Origin of the sequence: Rhodococcus sp. IEGM 1241 (assembly GCF_033142365.1) — a bacterium.
Classification (GTDB): Bacteria; Actinomycetota; Actinomycetes; order Mycobacteriales; family Mycobacteriaceae; genus Rhodococcus_F; species Rhodococcus_F erythropolis.
On record NZ_JAWLSE010000005.1, the window covers coordinates 226,169 to 245,397 of the forward strand.

Here is a 19,229-nt window from a genome sequence, read left to right on the forward strand (position 1 = left end):
TTTTCACGCGGGCAGGGGGGTGACCTGTGCTGCGCACCGTGGGGGCCGCGTTTAGCCCGGGGGGGTTTTCTCCACCGCCCCACAGCAGGGTTAGGCGACTACTGCAGTCTCGATGGTGATCGGGGTGTTGGGTGCGCCGCCACCGGTTGCGCCCATGCCTCCGTCGTCGCCGTCGGCTGCGATCTTCTCGATCGTCGCCAGGCCGGCGTCGTCGATCTTTCCGAAGACCGTGTAGTTGGGCGGCAAGACCGAATCCTCGTAGACGAGGAAGAACTGGCTGCCGTTGCTGCCCGGTGCACCCGAGTTGGCCATTGCGAGCGTGCCGCGGGGGTAGACGGCAGGCAAGGAGAGCGCCGGATCGTTAGCGGAGTACGCAGTGGTCGGGTACTCGTTGTCGAATCCGTAGCCCGGTCCGCCCGTGCCCTTGCCCGAGGGATCGCCGCACTGCAGGATCTGAAGACCGGGTGTGGTGACCAGTCGATGGCACGGGGTGTCGTCGAAATACTTCTGCTCGGTCAAGCTCACGATGCTGTTGACCGTGCATGGGGCTTCTGCCCGGTTCAGTTCCATCCCGATCGGGCCGGCCGTAGTCGTGAGCGCGACGTTGACGGTTCCCTCGGTGGACACGCCCGTGGAGTTCGGCGGATTGACGGTCTTTGCAGCGCCCGCCGCGCTCGGGTACGAGCAGTCGACAGTCGCCGACGCCGGAGTCGGGACAGGCGGGAGTGCGTCGAACTGTGACATGTCGAGCGGCGGCATGGCAGCCGTTGTCGTCTTCGCCTTGGAGGTGCTGGACGGCGAGTCCGAGCTACCGGAATCACTGGAACAACCAGCCAGAAGCAGCGCTGCGGCGCTTGCAGCGGCAATAACTACAGGAAAGCGCATCACAGGATTACGTCGCATCAGTCGAGCCTTACTGTCTTGATGTCGGTGGTCAGATTCGGCTTGCCGTCACCCTCTGGTGTCGATCCGCCGGCCGCGACCTTGTCCAAAGTGGCGAGACCGGTCTCGTCGATCGTGCCGAAAACCGTGTACTGCGGCGGGAGTTGTGAGTCGCCGTAGACGAGGAAGAACTGGCTGCCGTTGCTACCGGGTGCCCCGGTGTTGGCCATCGCAACCGTGCCGCGCGCGTAGGTGACGGGCTCTTGCGCTGCCGGGTCGGTGGTGGCGTACGCCGTGGTGGGGAACTCGTTGTCGAATCCGTAGCCCGGTCCGCCGGTGCCGGTGCCCGACGGGTCACCGCACTGCAGAACCTGGAGCGAGGGGCTCGTCGTCATGCGGTGGCAGGTGGTGTCGTTGAAGTAATCCTGCTGCGCCAAGCTCACGAAGCTGTTGACCGTGCACGGAGACTTCGTTCCGTCGAGCGTGAGCCCGATGTTTCCCTGCGAGGTCTCGACGCTGATGCTCGGCGTCGCGTCCGGCGCGGTGGTGGGAATCCCGTCGGTACGAGGAGGGTTGTTGGCCTTGGACGCGGTAGCGCCGTCAGCCGGGTACGAGCAGGAAACCGTGTCGGCCAGCGGCGTCGACAGACCGGCCGGCATTGCGCCCGCGGTCTGCGGCGTGAGGCTCGAATCGTCGGCAGCAGTGTTGGTGGTGTTCGCGTCGTCGTCACTGCGATTGCTGAACCAGATGAGTCCACCGACGACACCGACTACGACGACCACGCCGAGCGCAGTTCCGGCTATCGTCATCTGCTTGCGCTTGCGGGCACGTTCTGCGCGACGTTCGAGCTGACGCTCGAGCTTGCGTTTCGCCGCCTCGCGGCGTTGCTCGTTACTCGGCACTGCTGTAGTCCTCCGTATCGCGGGTGGATCGTGGTCGGCCCGCCGAGCGACACCCTGGGGTCGGCTTCGGCAAGCGGCTCTACTCGTCGTCAGAGTCTCCCATTGCAACCTGAGAACTTACTGGCGGGGCAGCAGCTTAGGCTGTAACCGACAGCGTGTTGTTCGTTTCCACCCTTCGAAGAGGAGTTGCCCCCGTGCTCGTCACTGGTTTTCCGGCCGGGATGTTCCAAACCAACTGCTACATACTCGCTCAGGACGACGCGTGCGAATGCGTAGTCGTCGATCCGGGTCAGGATGCAGCCGAGCCGCTCTTCGAATATCTCGACTCCAAGGACATGTCGGTCAATGCAGTACTTCTGACCCACGGTCACCTCGATCATGTGTGGTCGGCCCGCGAGGTCTGTGAGCGGTACTCCGTGCCCGCCTACATCCATCCCGAGGATCGCTACATGCTCAGCGATCCGGCACGGGGGATCGGCCCGACGATGAAGGAATTCATTCAGGGCATGACGTTCGTGGAGCCGGACGAGGTGATCGAACTGAGCGACGGAGACAAGATCACCGAGGCCGGAATGACGTTCGTCGTGGACCACACGCCCGGGCACACGCAGGGATCGGTGGTGTTCCGCACCCAGGCGAACACCGAGAGCGGGCCCGTGGACTTGGCGTTCACAGGTGACACCCTGTTCCAGGGTTCCATCGGGCGCAGCGACCTGCCAGGCGGAAATCACGAGCAGTTGCTCGCTTCGATCGCCCGCAAGCTACTGGTACTCGGTGACGAGACCGTGGTCCTGCCCGGGCACGGTGGCAACAGTTCGATCGGCGCCGAGCGAAGCTCGAACCCGTTTCTCGTTGGACTCAGCGCACAGAAATAAGGAAAAGTACCTCTCGTGAGTAAAGCCAGCACCTTCTCTGCACCCAAGGGAATTCCGGACTACGTTCCGCCGCAGTCAGCCGAATTCGTCGCCGTTCGTGACGGTTTGACGCGCGCCGCCAGGTTGGCCGGGTACGGCCACATCGAATTGCCGATCTTCGAGGACACCGGCCTGTTCGCGCGCGGTGTCGGCGAGTCGACCGACGTCGTCAGCAAAGAGATGTACACGTTCGCCGATCGCGGTGACCGTTCGGTGACGTTGCGTCCCGAGGGAACCGCCGGTGTCATGCGTGCCGTCATCGAGCACAGCCTCGATCGTGGACAGTTGCCGGTCAAGGTCAGCTACGCGGGCCCGTTCTTCCGCTACGAGCGCCCGCAGGCCGGCCGCTACCGCCAGTTGCAGCAGGTCGGCGTCGAGGCCATCGGGATCGACGACCCCGCGCTCGACGCTGAGGTCATCGCGATCGCCGACGCCGGATTCCGGTCGTTGGGGCTCGACGGCTTCCGCCTCGAAATCACCTCTCTCGGCGATGACACCTGCCGACCGCAGTACCGCGAACTGCTGCAGGAGTTTCTCTTTGCACTTCCGCTCGACGAAGACACACGTCGACGCGCCGAGATCAACCCGCTTCGGGTGCTCGACGACAAGCGCCCAGATGTACGCGAGATGACGGCCGGCGCACCGCTCATGCTCGATCACCTCTCGGAGAGCTGCAAGGCGCACTTCGACGAGGTACTAGCGCACCTCGACGCATTGGGAGTTCCCTACGTCGTCAACCCGCGCATGGTCCGCGGCCTCGACTACTACACCAAGACGACCTTCGAATTCGTGCACGACGGACTGGGCGCGCAGTCCGGAATCGGTGGTGGTGGTCGTTACGACGGACTGATGGAACAGCTGGGCGGACAGCCGCTCTCGGGGATCGGGTTCGGAATCGGCGTCGACCGCACGGTTCTCGCGCTCGAGGCCGAGGGTAAGTCGGTTGCGCCACCGGCACGTGTCGACGTCTTCTGTGTACCGATGGGAGCCGAGGCGAAGGCGGCACTGGTGAAGATCGCACACCAGTTGCGTGCCAATGGGATTCGCGTCGACCTGGCGTACGGAAATCGTGGCGTCAAGGGCTCGATGAAAGCGGCCGATCGCTCGGGCGCCGCAGTCGCGTTGGTTCTCGGCGAGCGAGAGCTCGAAGAGGGCGTTGTCGTTGTCAAACAATTGGCGACAGGTGAGCAGGAGACGGTGCCGCTCGACCAAGTTGTCGACAAGCTCGGGGATCTCGTTGAGCACTGAGGCTGAACCGGTTTCGCTCGATCTGGTTCCCGTGGCGTTGATCGCGCCGCGGCTGAAGAAGTTCGCCGTTGTTGTTGTGGTCTTCGGTGTGGTCGTCGGGTTGATCGTCAGTGTGTTCTCGACGATGACGGTCGGAGTGATCGTCGGTGCCGTCATCGCGGTTCCGACGTCACTGGCGATTCTGATGACGCTGCGCCGGCATATCACCTTGTATGGCAACAGGATTCGAGCACAAGCTGGTTTTCGCACCAACGACGTCGATGTGGCCGAGGTGCTCACGGCGGCGTTGACGGTGCGATCCGGCCGGATCAGCGAGGTCAGCCTGACACTCGGTGACGGTCGGTCCACCGTGCGAATACCGCTCGCGCTCTACACGGCAGGGGGCGGGCGCGAATTGGAGATCCTTGCACTCCGCAAGCTCGCCGACGCCCTGGCGGCCAGTGAGTTGGTACCGGCTGCCGCGTTGTCCTCGGTGCTGATCGAACAGTTGCGTGCCGAAGCCCGCGGCGCCGGACTGGCCGAGCGTCCGCTCTACCGCGCCGTCGAACTCGTGACGGCGGAGGGACGAGTGCCGAGAACCACACTGACAGACCACGAAGTGGCCGGATTACTCGACTAGCGTGGAAACCGTTCTTACAGCGTTGTAGAACGGACAGTCGTGAAAACGGCAGGTGAGGAGTCGGCAATGAGTATTGCGCCCGTAACCGTCACGGTGACCGGAGCGTCGGGTCAGATCGCCTACGGCATGCTTTTCCGCATAGCTGCGGGGGAGATGCTCGGCGCTGACGTACCGATCAAACTTCGACTGCTCGAGATTCCCGCCGCCGTGTCCGCTGCCGAAGGCGTCGCGATGGAGCTCGAAGACGGCGCATTTCCCTTGCTGAGCTCCATCGACATCACCGACGATCCCGATGTCGCCTTCTCCGGCGCGAACGTCGGGATGCTGGTCGGTGCACGTCCGCGGAGCAAGGGGATGGAGCGCGCCGACTTGCTGAGCGCGAACGGCGCTATTTTCACAGCGCATGGGAAGGCGATCAACAACAACGCAGCCTCGGACGTCAAGGTGCTGGTCGTCGGAAACCCGGCCAACACCAACGCTCTCATCGCGATGAACAACGCGCCGGATGTACCCGATACTCGGTTCAGTGCGCTGACGCGCCTCGACCACAACCGAGCGATTGCGCAGGTGGTGAAGAAGACCGGCGTTCGTGCGTCGTCGGTGCGCAAGGTGTCCGTCTGGGGAAACCATTCGGCGACGCAGTACCCGGACCTGTCCCACGCGACCGTCGCGGGTGAGCCTGCGCTCGCGGTGATCAACGACCGAGACTGGGTGGAGAACGATTTCATCCCGACTGTGCAGGTACGAGGCACCGCCATCATTGCTGCGCGTGGATCGTCCTCTGCGGCAAGTGCGGCCAGCGCGTCGATCGACCACGTCCGCGACTGGGTGATCGGAACGGCCGAGGACGACTGGGTATCCATGGCCGTCTGTTCGGACGGTTCCTACGGGGTGCCCGAAGGATTGATCTCGTCCTTCCCGGTGACCTGTGCCGATGGTGAATTCGCTATCGTTCCGGATCTCGCGATCGACGACTTCTCACGCGAACGGATTGACCTGTCCGTCAGCGAATTGGAGCAGGAGCGTGCGGCGGTACGGGAGTTGGGCTTCGTTTGAGGTTGTAATGCCGCCCCGGCCGGGGAGTCCCGATCAGAGATCTCGGAACAGGTACTGATCGGGATTCTCGGCACCGAGCACGGGCGGTGACACCATCGGTAGATCGTCGACCATCGAGTTTTCGTCACCGGCGCTGACGAGATACCCCGGAGTCGTGCGTGACGACTCGTCGTCCCGCGTTCCGCGAGGACCGCCGCCCATCATGCCGCCCGGCGATATGCCGCTACTGCCGACCGCCGAAGATGGTGCACCCAGGCCGGGCGTTGCTACCGGAACCGGTTGAACTGCAGCAACTCCCGCTGCGCCTCTCATCGTTCCACCGGTAGTGCCGCTTCCACCCACCCATGCTCCGCCGGAGCTCGCTGTCGCACTGGGCGACGGCGACCCGCCGGCTGCGAGTGACGTCGATGAATTGCCTGCGCCCCACAGCTTGTCGACGCCGGTCGGAAGTCCGGCGCCTGCCTGCGCTGCCGCGGTCCGAACGGCATCGGTTCCTGAGTGCGCGGATAACGGTGCGTCGCCGGCATCGGTCGATCCAGACAGCTGCGATCCAGACAGCGGCGATGCCGACGCGGCTGATGCCGCCAGAGGTTGGGCGATCTGACGGGCGGCGTCGGCGAGCGCCTCCGGAGTGGCAAGGTTGGCGAGAGCCTCACCGATCGGTGGAGTCGGCACGGGGATCGACCCGGCAAGGGCGTTCATGGCAGCGGTGTGCCCGAGCATTTCCCCGCGAGTCTGTGTCACCGCCGCGACGGCTGCCTGCATGTGTTCGGCTGCGGAGGCAATCAGCATCGCCTGTCCTGGTGGTGTCCACGCGATCGGTGCAGCAGCTGCAACCGTGGTCGCGAAGGACTGCGCGATCGCCGCGAGATTCGCGTTGCCTCGCTGCACCGATTCCGCGGCGGCAGCAGCGGTTTTCGATATCGCGGTTCCGCGTTCGCTCAATTCTGCGCCGCTGTTCTGGGCGGATCGCGACAGTTCGGTCGCGGCTTCGCTGCCGGTGCTGTTCCAGGTCTGGCCCACCTCGGCGACCGCGCTTTGGGACAGTCCCATGGCTTGGTCGATGAGAGTGGACGCCTGGTTGAAGATGCCGACGGGATCGATGCCGGCAAAAGTGCCGGTGCCGAGGCTCTTCCCGAGTTCGATCAACGGCGCGAACAGATCTTCGATTCCGGGTAATGCCGGAACCGGTATGCCGGCGAGCATCGATTCGACCGTGTTGTTCGGCAATGCCGGGGCCGGAGCACCACCTTGAAGGAATTCGAGGACCGTCGTCGGGTCGTCTTCGGTGTTCATGCGATCGGTGTCGATGCGATCGCTGTTCACGCGGTCACGTCCGTCGATCCAGCGATGCCGGCCAGATCTGACGCGGTTGAAAGATCTGTGGTGTCGTAGGCCTGAGCGGCTGCACTCGCCGTTGCTGCGTTGCCGGCGTAGAAGGTCGCCAGTGCTGCAACATCTTTGGTGTGGGTTGCCTGGGCGCGCGCGAATGCCGCGAGAAACTCGATGCCGACAGGACCGACGGCTGGTGCGACTGCCGCGATGTTGGCGCCCAGATCGACGGCGGCGGCCTGCGCGATGTGTCCTGCAGCTTCGGCCGACGTCGAGCCGTACCTTCGGATGTCGTCAGTGACGACAGTCAATTCGCTCATCATTACCCCCCCAGTTGGTAAGCGTCGTGAGAACTGTATCGGAGAGAAGCGGCGCCGGAGGGGAGTGGACACGGCTCACCCTGCGCTTTCCGGACAACCTGGACGAAGTGGCAGAGATTACATTCTGATCCGGTGTTGGTATTGCGGGTGCGATCGATTTGGCACACTCGAACCATGCGAACCGCTTCGGACGTCATCCTCCGACTCACGTCCGATCCAGCTCGGTGTGGGCTGGTGATGGATTTCGACGGCGTGCTTGCACCTATCGTCGACGATCCGTCGGCCAGTGCGCTCCTGCCCGGTGCCGAGGAGGTGCTCGCGACTTTGTCGAGGCACTTCGGCGTGGTGGGCTTGCTCTCGGGACGGCCGGCGTCGTTCTTGCGAGAACGACTGAGTCTGGATTCGGTTGTTCTCATGGGTTCCTACGGCGTCGAGACCTGGACGGAGAACGGAATCGAAGTGCTTCCGGCCGTCGCTGCGTTCAGTGATGCCGTCGCCGAAGCAGAAGCCGAACTGCGTCGCCTGTTCGACTCTCAGTCAGTTCCTGGCATCCACGTCGAGAGCAAAGGCCTTGCGGTGGCTGTGCATTGGCGTCGGGCCGCGGATCGAGCGGTCGCGCAGCGCCTGGTGGAAGCAGCGACGACAGAAATCGCGAGCCGGACCGGGTTGCGGCGTGAGCCCGGCAAGTTGGTCGAAGAATTGCGTCCACCCGTTGAGGAGGACAAGGGGACAGGCCTCCTTCGCGCGATCGCCACCGCAGGCGTCGACGTCGTCGCGTACGCGGGCGACGACCGTGGTGACCTACCTGCCTTTGCTGCTGTCCTTGCCTCGGGTGGAGAAGCGTTGGTGGTCAAGGGCGATGACATTGCACCGGAAGTGGCTGCTGTCGACGGCGTCCAGTTCGACGGCCCGCCGGCATTCCTCGATTGGATGAAAGAGCTTGCCGCGCACCTGGAACGCTGACACGTGAGGTCAGTCTGCCAAGAACTCGACCAGCGCGCGGTTGACCTCTTCCGGATTGTCCTGTGTGCATTGATGTCCGACGCCGGTGATCACCACCCGGCGAGTCAGGTCCGGTAGTTGATCGCTCAGGGCGTCGTAGATTCGATCGAGTTGGCGCGGCATGTCAACCTCTCCCCGCATCAGGAGGGTCTCCTTTCGGGGTGCCGTATCCACCGGGCAGAGTGACGCGAACCCGCTTGTTCCCAGATCCAGCCAGGTCTGCCGTCCGGCGGCCAGCATGCAGTCTGCAACGTATCTGCGAGTTGCGGGATTTCGACTCGACCACCGGCCACTGTAAAAGGCAAAGGGACCCCACGGAATCCGTCGATACAAATGCGTGCCGATTTTGATTGCCGAGGCAGCGGCTCCACTCATTTCCCGGTGCTGGCCAGGGCTGCCGATCATGACGAGCTTGTCTACTCGATTCGCATGACGATGGGTGAACTCCTGCGCGATGTTTCCGCCGAACGAGTGTCCGACGATGCTTGCGCGATCGATTCCGAGCGAGTCGAGCATGACCTTCACGTCGTCGATCACAGTGTCGAGAGTGGCGCGGTGGCCTTCCTCGAGAATCGACAGCCCTTGACCGCGTAGGTCGGGCAGCACCAGGGAATAGGCGCCCGCGAGTTCCGCGACCTGGTCGTCGAACATTCGATGATCAACTCCGGCGCCATGCAGGAAGACCACGCATTTCCGATCGAGCGCCGGCGTGCGCCACACACGCATTTCGGTGCCCGGAGTGGAAATAGTCTGGGTTGTCAGAGTCTGCATCGCTGTCCGTTGCCTCAGTTCGTTGCCGAATCAGATGGAAGTGAGCCTATCCTAACTTCTATGGACCGCGGTTGTGGCAACAAGAAACTGGCCGCACCGGAACATCTCCGGTACGACCAGTCTTGGTGTTAGGTCAGGCGTCGCGCTTGTTGACGACGGCGATGCTGATTCCGAAAACCACCAGCACAAATGCTGCGAAGTAGAACAGGCTTCCCCAAGGGCCCCAATGGAAATTGGTGCTCGAACCCGAAGAGAGGAAGTGGTCGGCGTTGGCGAACGGGAGGAACGGTGTGACGTTTCTACCGAAGGATCCGAACATGCCGAACAGGCTCTCGATGAGCAGCGGCCAGAGCAGGAGCAATGCAATAGCGCCGGCAGATTGCCGGAGGAGTGCTCCGACGGCGATGGCAAGGACAACGCAGAGGAAGGCGAAGATCGGTACGCCGTAGACGGCGCGCCAGGCATCGGCGGTGTCGAGTGCCAGATTGGTGGAACCTTCAGAGCCTGCAGCAGCTTTGGTGATGAATACCGCGCCGAGCATGAGAACGAAGGACAGCGCCGCGCCGAAGGCGCCGATCAGGCCGGCTTTGGCGATCAGGACCGAAGCCCGGCTCGGGATGGCCTGGAAGGTGGTGCGGATGATGCCGAAGCGGTATTCGCTGGTAATCGCGAGGGCCGCCATGATCATCAGGACCATGACGCCGAAGCCGGAAACTCCCAGTCCCGCTTCATTGAACGTGGGGAGGAACTTCTCGAAATCAGGAGTTCCTGATGCGGCTTCGTCGTTGTACGCCTGAATGCTCGAACTCGACGAACGCCCGATCATCCAGGCGACGCCCAACCCTAGGACGATGATTGTGATCGTGCACCACAGCGGCGACTTGGTCGTGGTGATCTTGATACGTTCAGCACTGAGAACAGCCATTACAGTGCACCTCCCATAGCGTGCTGTGTGTTTGTGTGGTGGGCTCCGGCACCCGGATCGATACCGGATGCGTGGTACTGGACATCGTCTCCGGTCAACTTCATGAACGCATCCTCGAGCGATCCCTGCACAGACGCCAACTCGTGCAACACGATTCCCTGCGAACCAGCCAGACCGCCGATCACGTCAGTCGTCGAATCCACGACCACCAACACCGCCTCCGATCCTGAATGCTCCTCGCGGACAGTCAGTCCGTGGGCAGTTAATGCGGCATGGAGAGCGTCCAATTGTGGGCTGCGCACGCGCACCGTCGACTCCGACGAGCGATCCACGAACTCCGCCACCGTCGAATCCGAAATCAACCGACCCCGACCGATCACCACCAACTGCTCCGCCGTCAACGCCATCTCCGAGAGAAGGTGACTCGACACCAGCACCGTGCGGCCCTCGGCCGCCAACCGCTGCATGAACTTACGAATCCAGACGATGCCCTCCGGATCGAGACCGTTGACCGGCTCGTCGAACAACAACACCTTCGGATCACCCAACAACGCACCCGCCAACCCGAGACGCTGCGACATACCGAGCGAGAACCCGCCGGCCTTCTTGCCCGCCACCTCGGACAATCCGACCAACCCGAGTACCTCGTCGACGCGGGACTTCGGGATCCCATTCGAAGCGGCCATCCACTGCAGATGCGCCCGCGCACTGCGATTGGGGTGCACCCACTTCGCATCCAACAACGCGCCCACAGTCCGCAGCGGTGTCTTGAGCTCGCGGTACGGCTTGCCGTCGATCAACGCCGCACCCGACGTCGGCTGATCCAAACCCAGAATCATCCGCATCGTCGTCGACTTACCCGCACCGTTCGGGCCCAGAAAGCCCGTCACGATGCCCGGCTTGACCGTGAACGACAAATCGTCCACCGCTTTCGTCGGTCCGTAAACCTTGGTCAATCCCCTCAGTTCAATCATGAGGAGAACTGTGCCCTACGGCGCTGACCAGCACATCGGTCCGGAGGATGACATGGACCCTGAGATGTGGAGACGGCAGTTCAGGGAAAACCCTGTCCTCGACCGGAAGTCGGAACTGCCGCGGCATGAGGGTAGGGCGCGTCGAAGTCGCCGTCGAACAATCGCCAGTAGAAGTCGTTCATTCTCGCAGCGGCGGGCGCGTGCCGGGTCAAGATCGCGGCCACCTCCGGTGCCACATCACCTGGGACATGACCTGTGGCGCATCGTCGTACGTACTGGTTGCGGGCGACTGGTCCGCCGTGTTTCGGTCTCGGCACTCCGCAGACCTCGGTGACCAGCCAGTTGACCAGAAGCATGGCGGCGTAGTCGGCGTCATGGGTGGCATGGCGCCGGACGAAGTCATGTTCGGTAGTCGACAGGTCGAAGTGTGGGGATGTGGCCAGTCCGAAGTCGGTGAGATAGATCCGCTCCATATCTGTGCGCATGTTGCCGAAATGTCCGTCCATGTGCAGCAACTGTCGATCGCGTAAGAACGCCACGATCTCCGAAAACTGTCGCTCGACTTCGGCAGCTTTGGCGGCCGGGTTGTCATGCAGCCAATCCGAGATCGGGTGTGCGACGTACTCGCAGAACAGTACGAGGCTGCACGGCGCAGTGGCGAGTGCTTCGAGGCGGACCCGCGCTTCACTACTGGCGCAGGCGGTGGGAACGGAAGCGATGTCGGCGTGTTCGGGTGCAACCGGCGATCGACCGGGCAGCACCCGCCAGTGGTAAAGCATTGGGAACGACTGTGTTTCGCCGGCCAGAACGGCCTCGGTGACCATGACGTTCGCGGCCAGCTCTCGCCAGGCGTTGAAGCTCGGGCCCCCAATGCCGTACTGGCAGAACGTCGGCAAGTCGAAATGGTTGGAAGTAGAGCCCACGTCGGCGAGTTCCTGTTCGGTCAGTGGGATGCGTTTGGTGAATACCGGAACGCTGTCGAACCCGTTTTCGCAGACACCGACGAGTCCTGCGGCGCCGCCCACGCCTACGCTCGAGACTCGAGCGGTGTCGACCAGTCGGGCCAGTTCGACATCGTTCTGGGAAGACAGGAATGCTGATAGTTTCCGGTGGCGGTCAATCCTGACGTCCGTCATTCCGCGACTGTGCCACAGGCTCGTCCGGCTTCGATTTCGCGGAGCCGTCTGTCGAAGTCACCGATTCTGGCGGTGTCCTCGTAGTAGTCCTCCTGCTCGACGATTCTTCCCCACTTGGTTCGAACGAGAAGCACTGTTCGATTTTGATAGATGACGGCGCCGTCCGGGCCTAGGGCTCGGTCGTCGAATCGGACGAGCAGTGTCATGCGCCAGAGCGGACCACCGAAATACGCTTCGGTGACCGCGCCTTGAAGCCCCGCGTCGACAAATTCCTGGAGAAACGTCTCGATTTGGTCCCGTCCGGCATGCACTCCTGCCCACCGATGATCACCCTCGGCGAATCTGAGCACCGCGTGGTGGTGATAGGAATTCAACAGCGGCCGGTAGTTGCCGGAATTGAGTGCACGTACGTCGCGTCGGAACTTGAAGATGAGTGCTTTGCGCAGAAGTGATCGCGAGACGATCGCCGTTCCGAAGCCCGCCGCGAACCATCGTTTCATCTTCGAAGCTTGTCGTGGCATCGAATGCCCTGTCAACGAAATGCCGGGGTCTGCTGATATCTGACAGAGAATTGGATATTGACAGTGACTGTCACAATGGGTGAGACTCGCATTATCGAGAATGGCCGGATCTCGGCCGAGGCGGGAGGACGTTGCTGATGTCACTACGGGAGAGACAACGGTTGCAGGTGCGAGCAGACATTCAACGTGCGGCATTCGATCTGTTCGCGCGTGACGGTTTCGAGGATGTGACCACCGAGCAGATTGCGGCAGCAGCGGGGGTGTCGGCGAGTACGTACTTCCGGCACGTTCGTAACAAGGAGGATCTGCTGTTGGACCCGGTCAGGCAGGGCGGTGCCGGGATCGTGACACTGCTCGAGGATCGCCCGGCATCTGAGTCGGCTGATCTTGCGATCTCGCGGGCAATCCTCGAGCGTTCCAATGCTTTCGAGTCCGCGGAGATCGATCAGTGGCGAGCAGCGTTCCGCACCGCGCCGCACCTGATGGATCGAGTCGCGCTGATCGCGCCCGAGCATCGTGATCGGTTGGTGGAGTTGGTGGCACAACGAATGCAACTCGATCCTGAAAATGACAGCCGACCAGGACTACTCGTTCACTTGATGTTGGCGGCGGCGGAGTTCGGCTATCGGCAATGGATACGTAACCCCCAGAAGCGTGGGGCATCACTTCCCGTGTGCGTCGAGGGGGCACTCGACGCGGTTCAGGGATCCCGGTGGCGCACGCAGGATGACGATGACATGAAAGGTCGTGATCAGTGATGAACGAGAACTCTCGAAACTCCGAGCGCTCGGTAGTGGATGTGCCAGTGGTGGATGTGATCGTTGTGGGATCGGGGGCTGCCGGCATGTCGGCAGCCATCACTGCAGCCCGCAACGGACTCTCGACAATTCTCGTGGAGAAGTCGGAGTACTGGGGCGGTTCGTCGTCCCGGTCCGGGGGCGGAGTGTGGATTCCGGGAAACTCGATACTTCGCCGCGAGGCGCCGGCGGATGATATCGACTCTGCGCGAACATATCTGAAGAGCATTGTCGGAGAGGATGCAGACACCGACCGTATCGACACGTATATCGATCGAGGCCCGGAAGCCCTCGATTTCCTGATTCGGCACTCTGCACTCGAGCTCGAATGGGTGAAGGGTTACTCCGACTACTTTCCCGAGGCACCTGGCGGACTTGCAAGCGGCCGCTCGTGCGAGCCGCGCCCGTTCGACGCGCGAGCTCTGGGCGACGATCTCGCGACCCTTCATCCGCCGTACATGAAGGTGCCGCTCAACATGGTTGTCCAACAATCTGATTACCGTTGGCTGAGCACGGGGGTTCGGCATTGGCGGGGGCCGGTGCGAATGCTTCGGGTGGGAATGAGATCCCTGGTCGCAAAAGCTCGGAAGAAGAAGCTGATCGGGCTCGGGCCGGCGCTCATGGCGGAACTGATGCTCGGAGTTCGGGACGCCGGAGTGACGGTCGAGCTCGGAACGAGGCTTGTGGATTTGGTTACCGACAATGATCGTGTCGTGGGTGCGCGACTCGAGTCCGGGGGAGTGCGGAGAACCATGCACGCTCGATGCGGTGTCATCCTCGCATGCGGCGGGTTCGACAACAACGACGACATGCGAGGCGAGTACCAGCGCCGGCCGAGTAGTGCGCAGTGGACTCTCGGGGCACCGACCAATACCGGGGATGGTATCCGTGCCGCTCTGCGCGTCGACGCGGCAATTTCGTACATGGACGACGCGTGGTGGGCCCCGTCGATTCCGCTGCCCAAAGGCCCGTGGTTCGCCTTGGCGGAACGCTCGTTGCCTCGAAGCCTGATGGTCAACGCCAGCGGTCAGCGCTTCATGAACGAGTCGCTTCCCTACGTCGAAGCCGCGCACGCCATGTTCGGCGGAAAGTACGGCCGAGGTGAAGGACCCGCTGAAAACATCCCGGCTTGGCTGATCTTCGATCAGACGTACCGTGACCGTTACCTGTTCGCGGGAGTGCCGGCGCGCAGGCCGATACCTCGGTCGTGGATCGAATCGGGTGCGATCGTGCGAGCTGGATCGATTGCCGAACTCGCTGCCGAGATCGGAGTGCCGGGCGATGCGCTGTCCGCGACCATCACACGATTCAACAGTCACGCGCGCGACGGAGTCGATCGCGACTTCGGCCGTGGGACAAGCAGATACGACCACTACTACGGCGACTGCACCAACAAGCCCAACCCCAGCCTCGGAGAACTCACGAAGGGTCCGTTCTATGCCGCGAAGATGGTGCCCGGAGACCTGGGGACCAAAGGCGGCATCAACACGGACGCTCGCGCGCGAGCGTTGCGCGCCGACGGTTCGGTCATCGACGGGCTCTACGCAGCAGGTAATACCAGCTCGCCGGTTATGGGTCATACCTATGCCGGTCCAGGTGCAACTATCGGTCCCGCAATGGTTTTCGGATATCTGGCGGCGCTCGATGCGGTCGGACGATCCCATGACGGTCGTGAACTCGACAGCGAAGGCAGGAATAATGGTTTGGCAGATCGCCGCGGGTAGGGTTCCCTTGAGAGCGTGACCCACCTCAACATCGCCGACGTCGACTACTTCCTTCCTGATGGTCGACAACTGCTCAGCGGTGTCAGCTTTCGGGTCGGAAACGGTGCAAAAACTGCACTGATCGGGCCCAACGGGACTGGTAAGACGACATTGCTTCGCATTGTCGCCGGAGACGCCGTCGCTGACGAGGGCGCTGTCACTCGATCCGGAACACTGGGCGTGATGCGGCAATTCGTCGGCCAGGTTCGCGACGAGTCCACCGTGCGCGATCTTCTGTTGTCCGTCTCTCCGGCGCGGATCCGGGATGCAGCACTGGCGCTCGATACGGCAGAAAACGCGATGATCGAGCGCGACGAGGAATCAACTCAAATGAAATATTCGCACGCGCTGGCCGATTGGGCCGATGTGGGCGGCTACGAGACCGAAGACTTCTGGGACAAGGTCACTACTGCGGCTCTCGGTGTTCCTTATGACCGTGCGAAGTGGCGCGCGGCCAACTCGCTCAGCGGTGGCGAGCAGAAACGGTTGGTTCTCGAAGCACTGTTCGCTGGGCCCGACGACGCACTCCTGCTGGACGAGCCGGACAACTACCTCGATGTTCCGGGCAAGCGATGGCTGGAAAAGACGATCTCGGAATCGTCGAAAGTGGTTTTGTTCGTCAGCCACGACCGCGAACTGATCGCCAACGCGGCCACCCACATCGTGACGCTCGAGCCTGGAATCAGCGGCGCAACGTCGTGGACCCACGGCGCTGGGCTGGCCAGCTACCACCAGGCCCGCGAGGATCGCAACGCTCGATTCGAAGAACTGCGTCGACGCTGGGACGAGGAGCACGCGAAACTGCGTGCCCTGGTTCTGCGATTGCGTGAAAAGGCCAAGTTCAACGACGGCGTCGCTGCGCGGTATCATGCCTCGCAAACCAGGTTGGCGAAGTTCGAGGAGGCAGGGCCACCCGAAGCGATTCCACTTCAGCAGAAGGTGACAGTTCGGCTGGCGGGCGGGCGAACCGCCAAGCGCGCGTTGGTATGTCAGGATCTCGAGCTGACCGGATTGATGAAGCCTTTCGACACCGAGATCTGGTACGGAGATCGGGTTGCCGTGCTGGGCTCCAATGGATCCGGGAAGTCACATTTCCTTCGTCTCTTGGCGGGTGGTGGGACCGATCCGGGGACCGAGCATCTGCCCGTCGAGGCGCTCGACATCGCCCCGGTCGAGCACGGGGGTACTGCGACGCTGGGTGCCCGGGTACGTCCCGGATTGTTTGCGCAGACCCATTCCAGGCCTGATCTGACCGGGAACACGCTGCTCGAGATCCTGCACATGGGCGACGAACACCGAAACGGAATGGGGCGTGAAGCGGCGAGCCGCGCGCTCGACCGTTACGGATTGTCCCAAGCAGCCGAACAGAAGTACGACGACCTGTCCGGCGGACAGCAGGCGCGCCTGCAGATTCTGCTCCTCGAGCTTTCCGGCGCCACGATGTTGCTGCTCGACGAGCCGACCGACAACCTCGACCTTCATTCGGCTGACGCGCTCGAACAGGGCATCGCACAGTTTGCCGGCACCGTCATCTCGGTAACCCACGATCGTTGGTTCGCGCGCGGGTTCGACAGGTTCCTGGTATTCGGATCGGACGGGAACGTGTACGAGAGCGACTCTCCGGTGTGGGACGAGGCCAGGGTCGAACGAGCGCGCTGAGATCGAGTAGCCGCTTGCTATCTGGGGAGTGGAGGCAACTCGTTGATCATCGCGCGCAGGAGGCCCGGATCGCTGCGATCCGATCGAGGTGGGGGACAGCGCGAAAGATCGAGCAGTGTCGGGAAGCCCCACAGAACGCGACCTGGATCCACCCTGTCCACCGCCGAGTACCAGTGGGTGAGCGGCTCGGCGAGCGCCGCGTGAAGCTCGAAATGCCGTCGTCGGCGGCTGGGGTCTCCTTCGCGCTGCAGTCGAAGTTGCTTCGGTGACGGTATCGAGATGACGGTCAGATCCGCGAGACCCAGTTCGAGGCGCGTAAAAGCCGTCTCGACTGCCTCGAGCTCGTACTCGAATCGCTCCCGAGGTGCGGCGCCCACCGCGGCGAGACACCAGCTGTAGTGCAGTTTCAGCGGGTCGCTGTCGCAGAGCGCGATCCCGGTTCTCGATTCGAGTTCTTCCGCTTGCGACCATCGCTTCGAATTGACCGTTGCCCAGTAACTTGCCTGGACGTCGAGATCCGTGCCGTCCGGCTCGCGCCCCGTGGGCTGATACTCGGCGACGAATCCTTCCGCTGCGGTTTGTCCACCGAGTTGGGTTCGGCACCAGGTGGTCTTGCCGGCGGCGCTGGGTCCTTCTACTGCGACGATCACCAGTTCATTCTCCATAATGATTGGGGCGGTTGGTTTTTGCTCGTTGCCAGGACTCTCTTAACATTTGAATGGGGCTGTTTTGCGTTCCGACACGCCCGTTTCGGTGCGGTGGGTCACAAAATCGCAGTGACGGTTGCCACATAACGAACGGATAACGATCGGTATGGTTGAAGCTCGAATCAACTAGTTGACCTGTGGTTATTTCTTGAATCTCGACTGAATCTGGTACGGCAGTGCCGGAAAACTGCCCCGTGACCAATCCGTGACCATCGCCTACGGTCGTTGACAGCCCGAAACTACCGGGCAAACACCGACCCGCAACTGCGTGCTTCTGCCCCGCGGGTCCGGTACTCCCGAAACCTTCGCGGGGCAGGAGTGAAACAGGCGAGTCGATCGACGAGACGTGAAAGCGTCCGGGCCGACCTCGTCCGCGGTAGCGGAGAGGATTTACCCAATGACCAGCATCACCTTCAAGCGCGCCCTCGGCGCAGTTGCAACCGCAGGCGCAGTCGTCGCAATCCCGCTCGCCATGAGCACCGGCACCGCTTCGGCAGCCGGCCACGACTGGTCCGGAGTCGCAAACTGCGAGTCCTCCGGTAACTGGGCCGCCAACACCGGAAACGGCTTCTACGGCGGACTGCAGTTCACGCAGAGCACCTGGAACGCGTTCGGTGGATCGGGCAACGCTGCCAACGCCAGCCAGTCTGAGCAGATCCGTGTCGCCGAGAACGTTCTCGCAGGCCAGGGCGTCGGCGCATGGCCCGTCTGCGGTCAGTACCTGACCACCGGCACCACCGCAGGCAACTACGAGGCCGCAGCAGCCCCCGTCACCGCTGAGGCTTCCGTCGAGTCGGCTCCGGCAGCAAGCACCGGAAGCGGCAACTACGTGGTCAAGGCAGGCGACACCCTGTCGAAGATCGCTGCTGCACACGGCATCTCGCTCGAGAACCTCGCCAGCCAGGTCCCGAACATCAACCTGATCTTCCCGGGACAGTCCCTCTCGGTCTAGTCTCGTGGCCGTTTAGGTCCTCATTGCGTCGAAATTGTCCGGAGCTGATGCAGCCCCGGACAATTTCGGCGTTTCTGCGTTCGCAATGAGCTCTGCCGCTCCCGTGTGGATGGGATCAAGATCCTGGCGCCACCCCAGAATGTGCAGTGCCGACCCGGCGATGACGGCGGCGTCGGGGATCGGGGTGCCTTCGAGTGCGTCGGCTCGCGCGCTGATCACGCTTTCCACCAGGCGAAACGGAAGCTCGGCCAGGTGAGTTGATGCTGGATCGTCAATCGCGTCGAGCACTGCCTGGGCGAGGGCCCTGTATTGCTCGCGAAGCCGATCGCGATCGGCTCGGAACGACATGAACCTGTCGCTTCTCAGTTCCGGTAAGAGATAGAGGACGCCGAGGTTCCACCGTCCGGTGATCAGTTGGGCCGCGTCGATGTACGAAAGCGCGTACAGCTTCACCTCGGGTGAGGTGCCGAGTGGCCTGAGATTCTCCGCGAAGTCGAGCGCCGGAGTCACGGTGTCGGCGAGCAGTGCAACCAGGATGTCGTCCTTGGTGGCGAAATGGTTGTACAGCGACGCCTGACGCATTCCGACTGCTTCGGCGATGTGGCGTGTCGACGTCGCGGCGAAGCCTCGGGTGGTGAACAGTTCAGCGGCTGCATCCAAGATCTCCGCCCGGGCAGTCCCACCCGGGCGTCGGCGAGCGGTCAGGCGGGGTCGTCCGGGGCCGGCGTTGGTCACGCCTTCCATAGTGG

Annotated in this window: 20 protein-coding genes; 9 read left to right on the plus strand and 11 right to left on the minus strand. The window is 62.7% G+C overall.

Translation table 11 applies throughout. The features are described 5' to 3' along the window. Positions 1–90: 90 nt before the first annotated feature. Positions 91–903 (minus strand): peptidylprolyl isomerase, encoded by an 813-nt coding sequence (locus tag R4P70_RS22425; RefSeq protein ID WP_019748307.1) that lies wholly within the window; start codon positions 901–903, stop codon positions 91–93. Further along, positions 903–1,784, minus strand: a complete 882-nt coding sequence (locus tag R4P70_RS22430) for a peptidylprolyl isomerase (RefSeq protein ID WP_047888380.1) — start codon at positions 1,782–1,784, stop codon at positions 903–905. The genes R4P70_RS22425 and R4P70_RS22430 overlap by 1 nt, the downstream gene beginning before the upstream one ends. A 194-nt stretch (positions 1,785–1,978) precedes the next feature. Between R4P70_RS22430 and R4P70_RS22435 the strand changes: the two genes are divergently transcribed. The 4 genes from R4P70_RS22435 (at position 1,979) to R4P70_RS22450 (ending at position 5,621) form a co-directional block, all read left to right on the plus strand. Next, positions 1,979–2,659, plus strand: a complete 681-nt coding sequence (locus tag R4P70_RS22435; RefSeq protein ID WP_019748309.1) for an MBL fold metallo-hydrolase — start codon at positions 1,979–1,981, stop codon at positions 2,657–2,659. Between the two features lie 15 nt (positions 2,660–2,674). Beyond that, a complete protein-coding gene (gene hisS / locus R4P70_RS22440) occupies positions 2,675–3,946 on the plus strand; it encodes a histidine--tRNA ligase (RefSeq protein WP_019748310.1) in 1,272 nt (423 codons plus the stop codon). After that, positions 3,936–4,565, plus strand: coding sequence for a hypothetical protein (locus R4P70_RS22445; protein WP_047888379.1), 630 nt, complete (start codon positions 3,936–3,938; stop codon positions 4,563–4,565). Before hisS ends, R4P70_RS22445 begins: the two co-directional genes overlap by 11 nt. A gap of 66 nt (positions 4,566–4,631) precedes the next feature. Beyond that, a complete protein-coding gene (locus tag R4P70_RS22450; RefSeq protein WP_019748312.1) occupies positions 4,632–5,621 on the plus strand; it encodes a malate dehydrogenase in 990 nt (329 codons plus the stop codon). 33 nt (positions 5,622–5,654) lie between these two features. Here R4P70_RS22450 and R4P70_RS22455 read toward each other — a convergent pair whose 3' ends face one another. Both R4P70_RS22455 and R4P70_RS22460 read right to left on the minus strand, forming a co-directional pair. Then, entirely contained in the window at positions 5,655–6,947 is a 1,293-nt protein-coding gene (locus R4P70_RS22455) for a hypothetical protein (RefSeq protein ID WP_092765554.1), read from the minus strand. Further along, entirely contained in the window at positions 6,944–7,273 is a 330-nt protein-coding gene (locus tag R4P70_RS22460; protein ID WP_029255293.1) for a type VII secretion target, read from the minus strand. The genes R4P70_RS22455 and R4P70_RS22460 overlap by 4 nt, the downstream gene beginning before the upstream one ends. Before the next feature lie 174 nt (positions 7,274–7,447). Here R4P70_RS22460 and otsB point away from each other — a divergent pair, with 174 nt between their 5' ends. Beyond that, a complete protein-coding gene (otsB, locus tag R4P70_RS22465) occupies positions 7,448–8,236 on the plus strand; it encodes a trehalose-phosphatase (RefSeq protein WP_019748315.1) in 789 nt (262 codons plus the stop codon). A 9-nt stretch (positions 8,237–8,245) separates the two neighbouring features. Here otsB and R4P70_RS22470 read toward each other — a convergent pair whose 3' ends face one another. From R4P70_RS22470 to R4P70_RS22490, 5 genes are all read right to left on the minus strand, one after another. Next, on the minus strand, positions 8,246–9,046 hold the full coding sequence (locus R4P70_RS22470) for an alpha/beta fold hydrolase (RefSeq protein ID WP_080910860.1): 801 nt from the start codon (positions 9,044–9,046) through the stop codon (positions 8,246–8,248). Between the two features lie 133 nt (positions 9,047–9,179). After that, positions 9,180–9,971 carry an ABC transporter permease gene (locus tag R4P70_RS22475; protein ID WP_317831852.1) on the minus strand — a complete coding sequence of 264 codons (792 nt, stop codon included), beginning with the start codon at positions 9,969–9,971 and terminating at the stop codon, positions 9,180–9,182. After that, positions 9,971–10,945: an ABC transporter ATP-binding protein gene (locus tag R4P70_RS22480; protein ID WP_046378519.1), complete on the minus strand. Its 975-nt coding sequence runs from the start codon at positions 10,943–10,945 to the stop codon at positions 9,971–9,973. The genes R4P70_RS22475 and R4P70_RS22480 overlap by 1 nt, the downstream gene beginning before the upstream one ends. A gap of 80 nt (positions 10,946–11,025) precedes the next feature. Further along, positions 11,026–12,081: a serine/threonine protein kinase gene (locus tag R4P70_RS22485; RefSeq protein ID WP_019748319.1), complete on the minus strand. Its 1,056-nt coding sequence runs from the start codon at positions 12,079–12,081 to the stop codon at positions 11,026–11,028. Continuing rightward, a complete protein-coding gene (locus R4P70_RS22490; RefSeq protein WP_223257837.1) occupies positions 12,078–12,581 on the minus strand; it encodes a hypothetical protein in 504 nt (167 codons plus the stop codon). Before R4P70_RS22490 ends, R4P70_RS22485 begins: the two co-directional genes overlap by 4 nt. A 158-nt stretch (positions 12,582–12,739) precedes the next feature. Between R4P70_RS22490 and R4P70_RS22495 the strand changes: the two genes are divergently transcribed. From R4P70_RS22495 to R4P70_RS22505, 3 genes are read left to right on the plus strand one after another with little or no spacing between them, the layout of a single operon-like run. Then, positions 12,740–13,360, plus strand: coding sequence for a TetR/AcrR family transcriptional regulator (locus R4P70_RS22495; protein WP_020969546.1), 621 nt, complete (start codon positions 12,740–12,742; stop codon positions 13,358–13,360). Then, the gene (kstD, locus tag R4P70_RS22500) at positions 13,360–15,123 is read left to right on the plus strand and encodes a 3-oxosteroid 1-dehydrogenase (RefSeq protein WP_020969547.1); all 1,764 of its coding nucleotides are present in this window, start codon (positions 13,360–13,362) and stop codon (positions 15,121–15,123) included. The genes R4P70_RS22495 and kstD overlap by 1 nt, the downstream gene beginning before the upstream one ends. A gap of 15 nt (positions 15,124–15,138) precedes the next feature. Continuing rightward, complete coding sequence (locus tag R4P70_RS22505) at positions 15,139–16,821, plus strand: ATP-binding cassette domain-containing protein (RefSeq protein ID WP_317831856.1); 1,683 nt, start codon at positions 15,139–15,141, stop codon at positions 16,819–16,821. A gap of 17 nt (positions 16,822–16,838) precedes the next feature. On the opposite strand, the gene R4P70_RS22510 is transcribed toward R4P70_RS22505, so the two are convergent. Further along, positions 16,839–17,486 carry a hypothetical protein gene (locus R4P70_RS22510; RefSeq protein ID WP_030245609.1) on the minus strand — a complete coding sequence of 216 codons (648 nt, stop codon included), beginning with the start codon at positions 17,484–17,486 and terminating at the stop codon, positions 16,839–16,841. A 439-nt stretch (positions 17,487–17,925) separates the two neighbouring features. Here R4P70_RS22510 and R4P70_RS22515 point away from each other — a divergent pair, with 439 nt between their 5' ends. Further along, positions 17,926–18,480 (plus strand): transglycosylase family protein, encoded by a 555-nt coding sequence (locus tag R4P70_RS22515; protein WP_019748325.1) that lies wholly within the window; start codon positions 17,926–17,928, stop codon positions 18,478–18,480. 12 nt (positions 18,481–18,492) lie between these two features. Here the strand turns inward: R4P70_RS22515 and R4P70_RS22520 are convergent, their stop codons facing one another. Further along, the gene (locus tag R4P70_RS22520; RefSeq protein WP_317831862.1) at positions 18,493–19,224 is read right to left on the minus strand and encodes a TetR/AcrR family transcriptional regulator; all 732 of its coding nucleotides are present in this window, start codon (positions 19,222–19,224) and stop codon (positions 18,493–18,495) included. Positions 19,225–19,229: the final 5 nt, after the last annotated feature.